At 70.5% G+C, this 15,395-nt stretch carries 11 protein-coding genes; 6 read left to right on the top strand and 5 right to left on the bottom strand.

Going from position 1 to position 15,395, the window contains the following annotated elements:
* Window positions 1-20 precede the first annotated feature (20 nt).
* The 5 genes from ACWIHT_RS12750 to ACWIHT_RS12730 form a co-directional block, all read right to left on the bottom strand.
* The gene (locus ACWIHT_RS12750; protein ID WP_456167334.1) at window positions 21-530 is read right to left on the bottom strand and encodes an O-acetyl-ADP-ribose deacetylase; all 510 of its coding nucleotides are present in this window, start codon (window positions 528-530) and stop codon (window positions 21-23) included.
* Entirely contained in the window at window positions 527-1,936 is a 1,410-nt protein-coding gene (locus ACWIHT_RS12745) for a phytoene desaturase family protein (RefSeq protein ID WP_456167332.1), read from the bottom strand. The genes ACWIHT_RS12750 and ACWIHT_RS12745 overlap by 4 nt, the downstream gene beginning before the upstream one ends.
* 112 nt (window positions 1,937-2,048) lie before the next feature.
* Window positions 2,049-2,891, bottom strand: a complete 843-nt coding sequence (locus tag ACWIHT_RS12740; protein WP_456167330.1) for an inositol monophosphatase family protein — start codon at window positions 2,889-2,891, stop codon at window positions 2,049-2,051.
* Window positions 2,892-3,000: 109 nt separating this feature from the next.
* Window positions 3,001-4,803 carry a gamma-glutamyltransferase family protein gene (locus ACWIHT_RS12735; RefSeq protein ID WP_456167328.1) on the bottom strand — a complete coding sequence of 601 codons (1,803 nt, stop codon included), beginning with the start codon at window positions 4,801-4,803 and terminating at the stop codon, window positions 3,001-3,003.
* Window positions 4,804-4,892: 89 nt separating this feature from the next.
* Window positions 4,893-6,047, bottom strand: coding sequence for an ROK family protein (locus ACWIHT_RS12730; RefSeq protein ID WP_456167326.1), 1,155 nt, complete (start codon window positions 6,045-6,047; stop codon window positions 4,893-4,895).
* A 368-nt stretch (window positions 6,048-6,415) separates the two neighbouring features.
* Here ACWIHT_RS12730 and ACWIHT_RS12725 point away from each other — a divergent pair, with 368 nt between their 5' ends.
* The 6 genes from ACWIHT_RS12725 to ACWIHT_RS12700 are packed head-to-tail and all read left to right on the top strand — an operon-like array spanning window position 6,416 to window position 15,374.
* The gene (locus tag ACWIHT_RS12725; RefSeq protein ID WP_456167324.1) at window positions 6,416-8,485 is read left to right on the top strand and encodes a fibronectin type III domain-containing protein; all 2,070 of its coding nucleotides are present in this window, start codon (window positions 6,416-6,418) and stop codon (window positions 8,483-8,485) included.
* A 56-nt stretch (window positions 8,486-8,541) separates the two neighbouring features.
* A complete protein-coding gene (locus tag ACWIHT_RS12720) occupies window positions 8,542-9,585 on the top strand; it encodes a carbohydrate ABC transporter permease (protein WP_456167322.1) in 1,044 nt (347 codons plus the stop codon).
* A gap of 11 nt (window positions 9,586-9,596) precedes the next feature.
* Window positions 9,597-10,535, top strand: a complete 939-nt coding sequence (locus ACWIHT_RS12715) for a carbohydrate ABC transporter permease (RefSeq protein WP_456167320.1) — start codon at window positions 9,597-9,599, stop codon at window positions 10,533-10,535.
* 32 nt (window positions 10,536-10,567) lie between these two features.
* Window positions 10,568-12,985: a glycoside hydrolase family 95 protein gene (locus ACWIHT_RS12710; RefSeq protein ID WP_456167318.1), complete on the top strand. Its 2,418-nt coding sequence runs from the start codon at window positions 10,568-10,570 to the stop codon at window positions 12,983-12,985.
* Window positions 12,979-14,016 carry an acetylxylan esterase gene (locus tag ACWIHT_RS12705; protein WP_456167316.1) on the top strand — a complete coding sequence of 346 codons (1,038 nt, stop codon included), beginning with the start codon at window positions 12,979-12,981 and terminating at the stop codon, window positions 14,014-14,016. The genes ACWIHT_RS12710 and ACWIHT_RS12705 overlap by 7 nt, the downstream gene beginning before the upstream one ends.
* Window positions 14,013-15,374 carry an ABC transporter substrate-binding protein gene (locus ACWIHT_RS12700; protein ID WP_456167314.1) on the top strand — a complete coding sequence of 454 codons (1,362 nt, stop codon included), beginning with the start codon at window positions 14,013-14,015 and terminating at the stop codon, window positions 15,372-15,374. The genes ACWIHT_RS12705 and ACWIHT_RS12700 overlap by 4 nt, the downstream gene beginning before the upstream one ends.
* Window positions 15,375-15,395 lie beyond the last annotated feature (21 nt).

Genomic DNA, 15,395 nt, shown 5'->3' with positions numbered 1-15,395 from the left:
GGCTGTCCCGCCAAGCTCGGTCAGCGGAGCTGCCTGCCGAACGCCTCGTACGCCGCCTCGTCGAAGAGCACGAACGTGACGTCCTCGACCGACGTCTTCGCCGCCCGTACGGTCTCCACCGCGATCCTTGCCGCGTCGTCCATCGGCCAGCCGTAGATCCCGGCGGAGACGGCGGGGAACGCGACGGTGTGGGCGCCGAGTTCGTCGGCGACGCGCAGCGACTCCCGGTAGCAGGAGGCGAGTTGGGCCGAGCGGTCCTCCTCGCGGGAGTGGACCGGGCCCACGGTGTGGATCACCCACTGGGCGTCGAGTTCGCCCGCTGTTGTCGCGACCGCCTGGCCGGTGCGCAGGCCCTTGCCGTAGTGGGAGGCGCGGAGTTTTCGGCAGGCCTCCAGGATCGCGGGGCCGCCGCGGCGGTGGATCGCGCCGTCCACGCCTCCGCCGCCCAGGAGCGAGGAGTTGGCCGCGTTGACGATCGCGTCGGCGGCCTGGCGGGTGATGTCGCCCTGGACGAGGGTGATGGTGGTCATGTCTGCCGCAGTTTGCGCCAGACGGCCTTCGCCGCGTTGTGGCCCGACATGCCGTGCACACCGGGTCCTGGCGGGGTCGCCGAGGAGCAGATGAAAACGGCCGGGTGCGGGGTGCCGTAGGGAGAGAGGGAGAGTTTGGGGCGAAGGAGGATCTGGAGGCCGGAGACCGCGCCGGTGCCGATGTCGCCGCCGACGTAGTTGGCGTTGCGTGCGGCGAGTTCGGGCGGGCCAGCGGTCGCGCGGGCGAGGACGCGGTCGCGGAAACCCGGGGCGAAGCGCTCCAGTTGGCGTTCCAGGGCGTCGGTGAGGTCGCCGGTCCAGCCGCTGGGGACATGGCCGTAGGCCCAGAAGACCTGCTTGCCGGCCGGGGCCCGGGTGGGGTCGACGACGCTGGGCTGCACGGTGATCATGAACGGCCGGTCGGGGGCGCGGTTCTCGCGGGACGCGGCGCGCAGGGCGTTGCCGATCTCCGTGCTGTCGGCGCCGATCTGTACGGTGCCCGCGGTGCGCGCCTCCTCGGCGGTCCAGGGCACCGGGCCGTCCAGCGCGTAGTCGATCTTGAAGACGCCGGGGCCGTAGCGGTAGCTGTCGTAGTGGTTGCCGAAGCCCGCGATCTTCGCCAGGGCGGTGGGCGAGGTGTCGAAGACGTAGGCGCGGGCCGGGGGGAGGTCGTCGAGGCGCTTGACCTCGTAGTCGGTGTGGATCTCGCCGCCGAGGTCCTTCAGGTAGGCGGCGAGGGCGTCCGAGATGGACTGGGAGCCGCCGCGGGCCACCGGCCAGCCGCGCGCGTGTGCCGCGAGGGCGAAGACCAGGCCGATGGCTCCGGTGGCGAAGCCGTTGAGCGGGGCCATGACGTGGCCGACCAGTCCGGCGAACAGGGTCTTTGCGCGCTCGTCGCGGAAACGGCTGGTCAGCCAGGTCGACGGGGGCAGTCCGGCCAGGCCGAAGCGGGCGAGGGTGACCGGGTCGCGGGGCAGCGAGGTGGACGGCAGGGACATGAAGTCGCGGACCAGGGTGTCCCACTTGGGGAGGAAGGGCTCGACCAGCCTGCGGTACGTCCCCGCGTCGCGCGGTCCGAAGGAGGCGGCCGTCTCCGCGACGGACCGGGACAGCACGGCCGCGCTGCCGTCGGTGAACGGGTGCGCCATGGGCAGCTCGGCGTGCAGCCACTCCAGGCCGTAGCGCTCCAGGGGCAGGGCGCGGAACGCGGGCGAGTTGATGCCCAGCGGGTGCGCCGCGGCGCAGGGGTCGTGCCGGAAGCCGGGGAGGGTCAGCTCCTCGGTGCGGGAGCCGCCGCCCACGGTGTCCCGTGCCTCGAACACGGCCACGGAGAAGCCGCGCCGGGCCAGCTCCACGGCAGCCGTCAGTCCGTTCGGCCCCGCACCCACCACGACCGCATCGAGCATCGACGGCACCTTCGGACCCCTTCTTCGTCAGCCCATGGCAACTCGGGGTCAGGATATGCCGCGGGACTGACATCCCCGGGGCCGGTCCGTCCAGTGTGCGGAACCCGTGACCCTACGACGCCCTCAGCAGCTCCATGACGCGGCGGGCCGTCGCCGCGTCCCGGGCCGCCGTGAACGGCAGTGCGTTGCCGCCCGTGATGCGGAAGGGCTCTCCGGTGAGGGTGAGGTGGGCGCCGCCCGCCTCCTCGACGAGGAGCAGGCCCGCCGCGTGGTCCCAGGCGGCCTCCCAGGAGAAGGCCGTGGCGTCCAACTCGCCCCGGGCGATGGCGAGATACTCCAGTCCGGCCGAGCCGCACGGGCGCGTGCGCACCCCGTCCGCCCACAGGCCGAGCAGGGCGCGCTTCTGGGCGTCCGTCGTGTAGTCCGGGTGGGAGGTGGCCACTTCCAGGTCCCGGGTGGGGTCCGGGGCACCGGAGCGCAGCCGGACGCCGTCGAGGAAGGCGCCGCCGCCCTTCACCGCCGTGGCCAGTTGGTCGCGGGCGGGGGCGTAGGTCCAGGACGCGAGCAGTTCGCCGTGCCGGGCCAGCGCGACCAGGGTGCAGAAGCCGGTCTCGCCGCGCACGAACTGGCGGGTGCCGTCGACCGGGTCGACGATCCAGACCGGGGCGTCGCCCTGTATCGCCTCGTAGGTCTCCGGGTCGGCGTGCACCGCTTCCTCGCCGACCACGACGGAGCCGGGCAGGAGGGCGCCGAGGACCTGCGTGAGGTGCCGCTCGGCGTTGCGGTCGGCGTCCGTGACCAGGTCGTGCGGGCCGCTCTTCTGGTCTATCTCGTGCGCGGCGAGCTGCCGGAAGCGGGGCATGATCTCGGCCGCCGCCGCCTTGCGGATCGCGTCCTCGACGTCGGCCGTGTGCTGTACGAGAAACTCGTCGATGGTTTCGGTGTCTTCGATCATGTCTCCATGAGAGCACGGGCCACTGACAATCCCCACCGGCCCGGTGCACTCCGGGTGGAATCACCATGAACACCCGGATTCGCGATCACTGTCAGGTTCACCCGGTGCGTCAGCGTCCGACGGCATACCCCTGCATGCCCCGGGGATTCGCCGCCGCCGAGAGGATCCCGGCCGCCGGGTCCCGGGCGACCGCGCACAGCCGCCCCTCCGACCAGGCGTCCCCCACGGTCACGTCGTGGCCGCGCCTGCGCAGCTCCTCCACCACCGTCTCGTCGATGCGGGACTCGACGGTCACGCTGCCCGGTCGCATGCCGCGCGGGTAGAAGGAGCCGGGGAAGCTGTCGTTGTGCCAGTTCGGAGCGTCGATCGCGCCCTGGAGGTCGAGGCCGCCGCGTGCCTTCGCGCGCGTGGCGACCGCAAGGAAGAAGTGCAGCTGCCACTGGTCCTGCTGGTCCCCGCCCGGTGTACCGAACGCCAGCACCGGCACTCCGTCGCGCAGGGCGATCGACGGGGTGAGCGTGGTGCGCGGACGGCGGCCCGGCGCAAGGGAGTTGGGGAGCCCCGGCTCCAGCCAGGCCATCTGCAAACGGGTGCCGAGGGGGAAGCCCAGTTCGGGCACCACGGGGTTGGACTGGAGCCAGCCGCCGCTGGGCGTGGCCGCGATCATGTTGCCCCAGCGGTCGACGACGTCGAGGTGGCAGGTGTCGCCCCGGGTACCGCCGTCGGCCGTGACCCGCGCGACGGTCGGCTCCCCCGCCCCCAGCGGGTCGAACCCGGACTCCGCGGGCGCCACCACGCGCGCGTGCCCGCTCAGCCGCGGAACGCGCCCTCCGGGACTGCCGGGCCGCAGCTCGTGCGAGGCCTTCTCACCGATCAGCTCCCGCCGCGCCGCGTTGTAGTCCGCCGACAGCAACTCCCGCAGCGGTACGGCGTCTTCGCCCGCGTCCCCGTACCAGGCCTCCCGGTCGGCCATCGCGAGCTTGCAGCCCTCGATCAGGAGGTGGACGTAGTCGGCGGAACCGTAGGCGGGCAACTCGGGCGGGAGCAGCGCGAGTTGCTGGAGGAAGGCCGGGCCCTGGCTCCAGGGACCGGCCTTGCAGAGTGTCCAGCCGTTCCAGTCGTAGGTCGCCGGGGCCTCGTAGGACGCGGACCAGGAGGCGAGGTCGGCGGCCGTGAGGGTGCCGGTGTGGCGCTCGCCGCTGGTGTCCATGGTGGGCCGCCCGGACTGCCGCACGAGGGCCTCGGCGATGAATCCGGAGCGCCACACCGCGCGCGCCGCCTCGATCTGGGCCTCCCGGTCCCCTGCTCCGGAGACCTCGGCGAGCAGCCGCCTCCAGGTGGCGGCGAGGGCGGGGTTGCGGAACAGCTCGCCGGGGCGGGGCGCCTTGCCGCCGGGCAGGTACACGTCCGCCGACGAGGTCCACTCCGTCTCGAAGAGCCGCCGTACGGTCTCGACGGTCGCGCCGACGTTCTCCACGCACGCGTGCCCGTCCTCGGCGTACCCGATGGCGTACTTCAGGACGTCGGCGAGGGACTTCGTGCCGTGGTCGCGGAGCAGCAGCAGCCAGGCGTCGAAGGCGCCGGGGACGGCCGCGGCGAGGGGGCCCGTGCCGGGTACGAGATCCAGACCGAGTCCCCTGTAGTGGTCGATCGTGGCTCCGGCGGGTGCGACGCCCTGTCCGCACAGCACCCGGACCTCGCCGCTCGCCGGGGCGAGCAGGACGGGCACCTCGCCGGCCGGGCCATTGAGGTGCGGCTCGACGACGTGCAGGACGAAGGCTCCGGCGACGGCGGCGTCGTAGGCGTTGCCGCCGTCCTCCAGGACGGCCATCGCGGACTGCGAGGCCAGCCAGTGGGTGGAGGACACCATGCCGAAGGTGCCCTGGAGGGTGGGGCGGGTGGTGAAGGACATGTCTCACCTCTGCGGTCGCGCGCGTGGTCGTCCCGATCGTCCTGATCGGGCAGCAGACTATCGACCGGGGGCGTGCACACGTCACCTCGCTACTTCGCGGGCGCGAACACGCGTTGGGCCGCGACCACCGCGCCGCCGCGTGCCCATTCCTCGAACGGCAGGGGGCGGACCACGAGATCGCAGTCCACCGCGGCGCCGAACGCGTGGTCCACGAAGGCCTGCCGGATGTGGTCGGCGAAGAGGTCGTAGGAGGCGACGCCCTCGCCGGAGATGATGATCCGCTCCGGTCCGATGAGGTTGGCGACGCAGGCGAGGGCGAGGCCCACGGCGTGTCCGGCGCGGGCGAAGACGGCGCGGACGGCGGGGTCTCCGGTGTGCGCGAGGCGGATCGCGCCGTCCATGGTCAACTCCCCGTCGCCGGTGGCCTGTCGGGCCTGTTCGACGATCGCGTGGGTGGAGGCGACCGCTTCCACGCAGCCCTTGTTGCCACAGGTGCAGATCCGGTCGGTGCCGCTCACCGGCAGGTGTCCCACCTCGCCCGCCACGCCGTGCGCTCCGGAGACGACCCGGCCGGCGACGCAGAGCCCGGCGCCGATGCCGGCGCCGACGGTCACCAGGGCGAAGATCGACAGCCCGACTCCGGCGCCGAACCACTGCTCGGCCACGGTCAGCGCGCGTACGTCGTTCTCGATGACCGTGGGTGTCCCGGTGGCCGTCTCGACGAGCTGGGCGAGCGGTACCCGGCGCCAGTTGAGGAAGGGCGAGTATTGGACCGTTCCCAACTGGCTGTCCACGTCGCCGGAGATGGTGACCCCGATGCCGTGGAGGTCGGCGGCGCCCGCCGGGTTCGCCGCCGTGCGCAGTTCGTCGACGAGCCGGGCGATGGCCAGCACCACGGTCCCCACGTCGCGTGAGTCGAGGCGGACGCGCCGGGACGCCAGCGGACGGGCCGTCAGATCGGCGAGCACGCCGATGAGTTCCTCGCCGGTGACCTTCACACCGGCGAACAGGGCGCGTTCGGGCCGTACTTCGACCGGGGTCGCCGGGCGGCCGTTGGTCCGCTCGGTGGCGGGCCTGCCGCCCTCGGTGATCCAGCCGTCGGCCATCAGCGAGGTGGCCACCTTGGTGACGGCCCCCGCAGTCAGTCCGGTCCGCCGGCCGATCTCGGCGCGACTCAGCGGACCGTACTGGAGCAGGGTCTGCAGGACGAGTGCGGCCGCGGGTGGCTGGTCGGCGAGGGTCATGGGGCGACGTTACCTTTCCTTTGGAAAGTAAGACAAGGGATATACATCGGCCCTATGGGCCTGAAACCGCAGGTCATTCGACAGCAGACGGCTGAAACCCCCCACCAGGCCGCACAAAGGTCGGAGTTTTCTGGGCGCCGACTATGTTGACGCTGGAAGGAAACTAAGCCTAGATTCGCCGCACTCCTCGTCGGGGCGGACGGGACGGTCCTGCGCCGGTGAGGAGTGTGTGGCCCCCACCCACTCGCCCGTTGGTCCCAGCGAACCCCCTCGGTGATGTCCCGGGACGACCACACCGAGAGGCTCCCCGCACCTCGACACCTCAGGCGGGAACCCCGCCTCCAGCCGCGCCCTGACGGAGTACACACATGCCTCGTCCAGCTCGACCCACACGTCTGAGAACTCTCACCTGCCTCACCGCGCTGACGGCGGCGCTCGTCGTGCCCGCCTCCGCACGGGCCGCCACCGCCGCGGACGCCTCGGGGGCCCGGGCATCCGGTACCACGACCGCCACGACCGCGCCCGTCGTGGCCGCCAAGCCCTATATGGGCTACAGCACTTGGAGCGTCGAATCCACCAACTTCCCCGGCTACGGCGGGGACTGGCTCACCGAGGCGCACGTCCTTCAGCAGGCGGACGTGCTGTCCTCGAAGTTGAAGTCGCACGGCTACAACTACGTGAACGTGGACGCCGGTTGGAACGACGCCAAGGGCGACGCCTACGCCCGGCCGACCCCGAACCTGACGAAGTTCCCGCACGGGATGAAGTACCTCGCGGACCAACTCCACCGCAAGGGACTGAAGTTCGGCCTGTATCTGGCCGTCGGCCTCTACCAGCAGGCGTACAACGACGGCAAGACGCCGATCTACAACGCGCCGGGCTGCACCACCAAGGACATCGTCTACCCGGACCTGCGCAAGACCAGCGGCTGGGACGACGTCTCCTACCAGCTGAACTTCTCCAGCCCCTGCACCACCAAGTACATCCAGTCCGAGGCCGACCAACTGGCCTCCTTCGGCGTCGACTTCCTCAAGATCGACGGCGTGGGCCCCGGCTCGAACCAGGGCGACGACGCGCACAACAACGTCCCCGACATCCAGGCCTGGCACACCGCCCTGAAGAACACCGGGCGGCCCATCGAGTTCACCCTGTCCTGGTCGCTCAGCCACAACCAGGCCGACGTCTGGAAGGCCAACTCCAACGGCTGGCGCATCGACACGGACGTCGAGTGCTACTGCGACACCCTGGTGACGTGGAACAACTCGGTGAAGGCGCGCTGGAACGACGTCGTGCCGTGGATCGACGACGCGGGGCCGGGCCACTGGAACAACCTCGACTCGCTCGACGTGGGTTCGGACGTCATGGACGGCGTCAACCAGACCGAGCGGCAGAGCTATATGACGCTGTGGGCCATCGAGGCCGCGCCGCTGTACATCGGTGACGACCTCACCAAGCTCGACAAGTACGGCCTGAAGCTGCTCACCAACGACGAGGTCATCGCGGTCGACCAGGCGGGCACCCCCGCCAGGCCGGTCAGTCAGAAGACCCCGCAGCAGACCTGGTACACCCGCAACGCGGACGGCAGTTACACCGTGGCCCTGTTCAACCTGGGCAAGGGCTACTCGGACGTGACCGCCGACTTCAGCGACCTCGGCATCACCGGCAAGGCCAAGGTCCGCGACCTGTGGAGCCACAAGAACCTCGCCCCGGTCAGCGGCAGGTTCACCGCCAACCTGGCCCCGCACGGCTCGCGTCTGCTGCGCATCACGCCCGCCGCGACCGGCAGCCACCCGGGTGTGCCGCTGAACGCGCACGGCACCGCGTCGACGGCCGGCAGCGTCTCGCTCGCCTGGAGCGCGGTCAACTCCGGTACGAAGACCACCGGTTACGACGTGTACGCCAACGGCGCCAAGAAGGCCACCGTCACCGGGACTTCCGCCACCGTGAGCGGTCTGAAGGCCGGTACCGCCTACTCCCTCACCGTGGTCGCGCACGACGCCAAGGGACGGAAGTCCGCCCCCAGCAAGGCAGTTGACGTCACCACCCCGGCGGCGGGCGGACCGGTGTCGTACGAGGCCGAGGCCTCCGGGAACACGCTCAGCGGCAACGCCTCCGTGGGCGACTGCTCCGCGTGCTCGGGCGGCAAGAAGGTCGGCAACCTCGGCGGCACCGGAACCGTGGCGGTCAACCACGTGACCGCGCCCCGGGACGGCACGTACCTGATGAAGCTCGACTACACCGACGGCGACACCGGCCGCACGATGATCGTCACCACCGGCGGCACCTCCTTCCAGCAGTTCCTGCCGGGCAGCAACGACAACGTCTGGGGCCGGCCGAGTTCGATCACCGTGCCCGTCCAGCTGAAGGCCGGCGACAACACGATCACCTTCGGCAACGCCACGGACTACGCCGCCGACGTGGACCGGATCGTCCTCTGACCGTCGTCCGTCCGACCTGACCAGCCTCCAACCGACCGACATCCGAGGAGAGTTCCGTGGTGGTCACATCACAGGGCGAGCCCAAGACGCCGACCACACCACCGTCCGCCGCGGTGACCACCACGGCCACCGCCCCCGGCCCAACACCCCGCGTCCGCAAGGCCCGTTCGACCCGCACGACCCGTTCGGCCCGCAGGGCGAGCCGCAACGCGCCGACCAGGTCCGCGGCGGCCCGCCGCCGCGACCTGCCGGTCGCACTCCTGCTGATCCTTCCCAGTGTCGTCGGATTCGCCGTCTTCTACGCCTATCCGACCCTGCGCGGCATCTACCTCAGCTTCACCGACTTCCATGTCCTCACCCCGCCGAACTGGGTGGGACTGGCCAACTTCCACCAGATGTTCGGCGACGACGTCTTCTGGCACTCCCTGCTCGTCACCGTCTACTTCGTGATCCTGGCCGTCGTCTTCGGCACCCTGGCCTCCCTGGTGACGGCCGTGGTGCTGCACCGGGTGACCAGGTCGTCGGCGCTGCGCGGAGTGATCCTGCTGCCGTTCCTGATCTCCAACGTCATCGCCGCGCTCGTCTGGCAGTGGATGCTCGACCCGTCCCTCGGCGTCGTCAGCCTCGTCCTACAGCATCTGACGGGCCACTCCATCCTCTTCTTCGGCAGCAGCGCCTGGGCCATCCCGTCCCTCGCCGCGATCAGCATCTGGAAGTGGATGGGCTACTACTCCCTGCTGATCTTCGCCGGCCTCCAGACCATCCCGGCCACCGTCTACGAGGCCGGCCGGGTGGACGGCGCCAGCGAGGTGCAGATGTTCCGGCGCCTCACGGTGCCCCTGCTGCGGCCGATCCTCGTCATGGTGGTCGTCCTGACGGTGATCAACTCCTTCCAGGTGTTCGACATCGTGCAGGTCACCACCCAGGGCGGCCCGGCCAACGCCTCGAACGTGCTCCAGATGTACATCTACAGCAAGGCGTTCAGGCAGTTCGACTTCGGCTACGCGGCCACCCTCTCGCTCGCCCTGTTCGCCCTGCTCATCACGGTCACCTTCACCCAGCTGCGGCTCGCCCGCGCAGGCGAATCCGACCTGAGCTGAAGGAGCCCGTCATGGCAGTCACCCTCGCCCCCGGCCAGGCGGCCACCGCGCGGCCCCGGCCCCGGAAGTACCGCAGAAGCCTCTCCCCCGGCAGGATCGTCGCCTGGATCTATCTGGGCATCGTCGTCCTGATCACCCTCTTCCCGTTCTACTGGATCCTGCGCACCGCGCTGTCCAACAACTACAAGCTGTCGACGCACCCGTCCTCGCCGCTGCCGGTCGGCTTCACCTGGGGCGCCTTCGAACGCGTCCTCGGGATCGCCTCCACCGCCGACGCACAGGCCCAGGGCGGCTCGGGCGCGGCCATCAACATCGCGCTCTACCTGCGCAATTCGCTGATCTACGCATCCGTGCAGACGGTGCTGATCGTGCTGTTCGCCTCGGCCGGCGCCTACGCGTTCTCCCGGCTGCACTGGCGGGGCCGCAACCTCGTCTTCAACATCCTGATCACCGCGCTGATGGTGCCCAGCGTCTTCACGCTGCTGCCCAACTTCGTCCTCGTCAAAGACCTCGGCCTGACCAACACGTTCGCCGGACTGATCCTGCCGGGGGCGCTCTTCCAGGCGTTCACGCTGTTCTTCCTGCGGCAGTTCATGCTGGGCCTGAGCACCGAGGTCGAGGAAGCCGCCATCATCGACGGCGCGGGCCCGCTGCGGATCTTCTTCCGGATCATCCTGCCGATGTCGTCCGCGCCGATCGCGACCGTGTCGCTGCTGATGTTCGTCAACGCCTGGAACGACTACTTCTGGCCGCTGCTGATCACCAACAGCGAGAACGTGGAGCCGCTGACGCTCGCCCTCGGCGTCTTCAAGCAGTCCTCGCCCCAAGCGGCCCCCGACTGGGCCGGGTTGATGGCCGCCGCCCTGGTCGCGGCCCTGCCGATGCTGCTGCTGTTCGTCGCCTTCGGCAAGCGCATCGTCAACTCCATCGGCTTCTCCGGCCTCAAGTGACCGCCCGTACCCCTCGATTGGACGACACAGCCATGCACTCCAGCGACCTGGTGCTGAGCTGGCCCGCGCCCGCCGCCACCTGGACGGAGGCCGCCCCGGTCGGCAACGGCAGGATCGGCGCGATGGTCTTCGGCGGCACCGGCCGGACCCGTATCCAGATCAACGACTCCACCGTCTGGTCCGGCACCCCCTCCGGACCGGCCACCGCCCTCGCCGCACTCCGCGCGCGAGGAGCCGGTCCGGAGCGGCTCGAAGAGGTCCGCGCCGCGCTGCGCGCCGGCGACCAGGACCGCGCCGAGTCCCTCCTCATGACCTTCGAGGGGCCCTACAGCCAGGAGTATCTGCCGTACGCCGACCTGTACTTGACGGTGTCGGGCGGCGAGCACGCCACCTATCTCGGCAGGACGCTCGACCTCGACACCGCGGTCACCGAGGACGCCTTCGACCTTCGGGGGACGACGGTACGGCGCCGGGTCTGGGCCGACGCGGTCACCGGCGCCCTGTGCGTGACGCTGGACGCGGACGGCGGCACCGTGGACCTGACCGTCGAACTCTCCACCCCGCTGCGGGAGTTGCTCCGCTCGGCCTCGCCCGACGGCATCACGCTGGGCATCGGGATACCCGTGGACGGCGCCCCCGCGCACGAGCCCGAGGTCGCGGAACCGCTGCGCTACGCGGACGGTCCCGTCGACGGCTACGACCCCTTCGGCGCCCTCGCGCTCGCCGTGCGCACCGACGGCACGACGACCGTCGACGACGAGGGAGGTCTGCGCGTCACCGGCGTCTCCAACCTCCTGCTCACCCTGGCCAGTTCCACCGCGGCCGACCGCGACTGGAGCGGGGCCCCGGCCGTGGCCCGCGCCGCCCATCTGGCCACCGCGGGCGACCTCGCGGCGCGGGCCGTCGCGCAGGGCGCCGACCGTCTCCTCAAGGACCACGAGGCCGACGTACGGGCCCTGTCGGGCGGCACGTCCCTGCGCCTCGGGCCCCGCCGCTCCGGCACCTACGACGTCGCCCGCGACATCCTCGGCGGCGACGACGAACTCCTCACCGCCACCGTGCTGTTCCAGCTCGGCCGCCATCTCCTGGCCACCGCCTCCCGCCCGGGCACCGGCCCCCCGGCCAACCTCCAGGGCATCTGGAACGCCGAGCTGCGCCCCGCCTGGTCGTCCAACTACACGATCAACATCAACACCCAGATGAACTACTGGGGCGCGGAGACGGTCGGGCTCAGCGCCTGTCACGCGCCCCTCTTCGACCTGCTCGACCGCATGGCCGCCCAAGGGGCCCATGTGGCACGGGAGTTGTACGGCGCGCGCGGCTGGGTGGCGCACCACAACACCGATCCGTGGGGGTGGGCGCTGCCGGTCGGCATGGGGCACGGCAACACCTCGTGGGCGCTGTGGATGATGGGCGGCGCCTGGCTGTCCCAACACCTGTGGGACCACTACGAGTTCACCCGCGACCCCGGCTTCCTGCGGGAGCGGGCCTGGCCGTTGCTCAGCGGCTGCGCCGAGTTCCTGCTCGACTGGCTCGTCGACGACGGCACCGGCCATCTGGACACCCTGCCGTCGACCTCACCGGAGAACCTGTTCCTGGCCGACGGCGCCCCGAGATCCCTGACCCGCACCGCCACCATGGACCTCGCCCTGATCCGCGCCACCTTCGAACGGACCCTGGTGGCAGCCGAGTTGCTGGGTCTGGACACCCCGCTGACCGGCGAGATCCGCGCGGCACTGCCCCGGCTGCGCCCGCTGCCGGTCTCGTCGGAGGGCCTGCTCCAGGAGTGGGCCGAGGACCTGACGGAGGCCGACCCGCACCACCGTCACCTCTCGCACCTGATCGCCGTACACCCGCTCGGTCTGATCGATCCCGACTCGGCCCCCGAACTGGCCGACGCGGCAAGGAGGTCGATGGACCGGCGCGGGCCCGGGGCGATGGGTTGGTCGTGGTCGTGGAAGATCGCGCTGCGGGCGTGGCTGCGCGATGGGGCGACCGCGCGCTCGCTGTTCCTCGAAGCCGTACGGCCACTTGACGGCGACTCCGGGGTGAACGCCCCGGTGGACGGCTCCCGTTGGGGCGGACTGCTGCCCAACCTCTTCTCCACGCATCCGCTGTTCCAGATCGACGGCAACTACGGGCTGATGGCCGGCATCGCCGAGATGGTGGTGCAGAGCCACACGGGCATCCTCGATCTGCTGCCCGCGCTGCCCGTTCAGTGGGCCGAGGGCGAGGCCCGGGACCTGCGCTGCCGGGGTGGTCTGGCCGTCGACTTCGCCTGGAACGAGGGCGAGTTGACCAGTGCGACCGTGCGCAGGCACGCGGGTGACTCCGGTGAGCCCGTGCGGATCCGGTACCGCGACCGGACGGCCGAGCTGCTGCTTCCGGCCGGTCATCAGGTCGAGTTGGACGCCGATCTGCGGCCCCGAGGGGAGCCGGTGCCGTGCTGAGCGAACAGGACGTCCCCGAGCTGTTCGCCTATCGCAGCGCCTACCGGGAGCCCGCCGACTTCGACAGCTTCTGGAAGGGCACCCTCGCCGAGACCCGCGCCGGACAGGAGGCCACTCTCCAACTGACCGAGGTCGCCACCGGGTTGGAGACGGTCGACGTCTTCGACGCCGTCCTGCCCGGCTTCGGCGGCCACCCCGTCCGCGCCTGGCTGCGGATGCCCCGGCAGCGGGACGGCCAACTGCCCGCCGTCGTCCAGTTCCACGGCTACGGCAGCGGGCGCGGCGCTCCGATCGACGACCTGCTGTGGGCGTCCGCCGGGTACGCGCATCTGCTGGTGGACGCGCGCGGCCAGGGCGGCGCCTGGGCGGGCGGGGGCGCGACCCCCGACCCGGTCGGCAGCGGTCCGGCGCATCCCGGTTTTCTCACCCGGGGCATCGAGGACAAGGACACCTACGTCTACCGGCGGGTGTTCACCGACGCCGTCCGTGCCGTGGACGCGCTGCGCGCCCGCACCGATCTCGTCGACCCGGAGCGGGTCGCCGTGGTCGGCCCCAGCCAGGGCGGCGGTATCGCCCTCGCGGTCGCCGGACTGGTGCCCGACCTGACGGCGGCGCACTTCCAGTCGCCGTTCCTCTGCGACATCCGGCACGCCACCAGGCTCACCTCCGCCGAGCCCTACGCCGAGCTCATCGGCTATCTGGGGGCCCGCCGGGACCGGGTGGAGCAGACCTTCGACACCCTCGGCTACTTCGACGGACTCGCCTTCGCCCGCCGCGCGAACGCCCCGGCCTGGTTCTCCGCCGGGCTGCGCGACGAGGCGTGCCCGCCGGCCACCGCGATCGCCGCCTACCACGCCTACGCGGGCCAGAAAGAGCTGCGGCTCTGGGAGTTCAACGGCCACGACGCCGGCGGACCCGAGGACCTGGCCATCGCACTGGGCGCGTTCGGCGCCCTCCTCAAGACGTCGTCCCATCCGCTGGTGCAGCCGTCCCCCGCACCGACCGCGTCATCCCGAAAGAAGGAACAATGAGAAGAATCAAGGGAGTTCGGAAGACGGTCGCGCTGGGCGCCACGCTCACGCTGGCCGCGCTGCTCTCCGCGTGTTCCAACGGCTCCTCCTCCGCCGGTGGTTCGAAGACCGTCAACTGGTGGACCTGGGACGACAAGCAGGCCGCCGCGTACAAGGTGTGCGCCACGGACTTCGAGAAGGCCAACCCCGACATCAAGGTGAAGATCACCCAGTACAACGTCAACGACTACTTCACCAAGCTGACCGCCGGGTTCGTGGCCGGCAACGCGCCCGACGCCTTCCAGAACAGCGTCCAGTTCTTCCAGGCGTACGCCTCCCAGCACCAACTGCTGGCGATGGACGACTACATCAAGAAGGACAACTTCGACCTGTCCCGGTTCTCGGTGGGTGTGGACGCCTGGAAGTTCACCGACGGCAAGCAGTACGCCCTGCCGCTGGACTGGGCGGCGTCCGGCGTCTACTTCAACGAGGACGCCGTCAAGAAGGCCGGTTACACCGACCAGGACGTCAAGTCGCTGAACTGGAACCCCGACAACGGCGGCACGCTCGGCAAGATGATCGCCCACCTGTCGATCGACACCAAGGGCAGGCGCGGCGACGAGAAGGGCTTCGACAAGTCCCACGTCAAGACGTACGGCTACGGGGAGGTCGCGTCGAAGGACTTCATCGGCCAGTTCACCTGGAACCCGCTGGTCAGCACCACGGGCTGGCGGCTGGGCGACAAGACCACCTGGCCGACGGTGTTCAACTACGCCGACCCGCGGTTCGTGAAGACCATGGACTGGATCCGCTCGCTGACCGACAAGGGGTACGCGCCCAAGATCGGGCAGTTCAACGACAGCGTCAGCGATGTCGACCTGCTCTCCTCCGGCAAGGTCGCGATGGAGACCGGCGGTTCGTGGGAGGCCTCGACCTTCGTGAAGATCCCCGGCCTCAAGGTCGGCATCGCGCCCACCCCCTACGGCCCGGACGGCAGGACCAGGTCCGTGCTGAGCAACTCCAACGGGAACAACATCTGGGCCGGCACCAAGAACCCCGAGCAGACCTGGAAGTGGGTCTCCTACATGGGCAGTGAGGCCTGCCAGTCCAAGGCCTCCCTGACCGGCACCTTCTTCCCGTCGATCCCGGCCTCCATGGACGCCTCGGCCGCGGCGCTGGCCAAGACGGGCGTGGATCTGTCCGTCTTCACGGACATGATCAAGGACAAGGTGCTCTACCCGTCCCCGGTCTACGGCAACGGCGCGGCCCTCCAGGACGCGTTCCAGCCGCTGTTCCAGGCCTACTTCGCGGGTCAGAAGAGCGACTCCGTCTTCACGGACATGCAGAAGCAGAGCAAGCAGCTGCTCGCCAAGAAGTGACCCCACCACTCCTCCGCACTC

The sequence above is a fragment of the Streptomyces sp. NPDC002276 genome (assembly GCF_053891435.1).
This window is presented reverse-complemented; position numbering and strand designations above follow the sequence as displayed.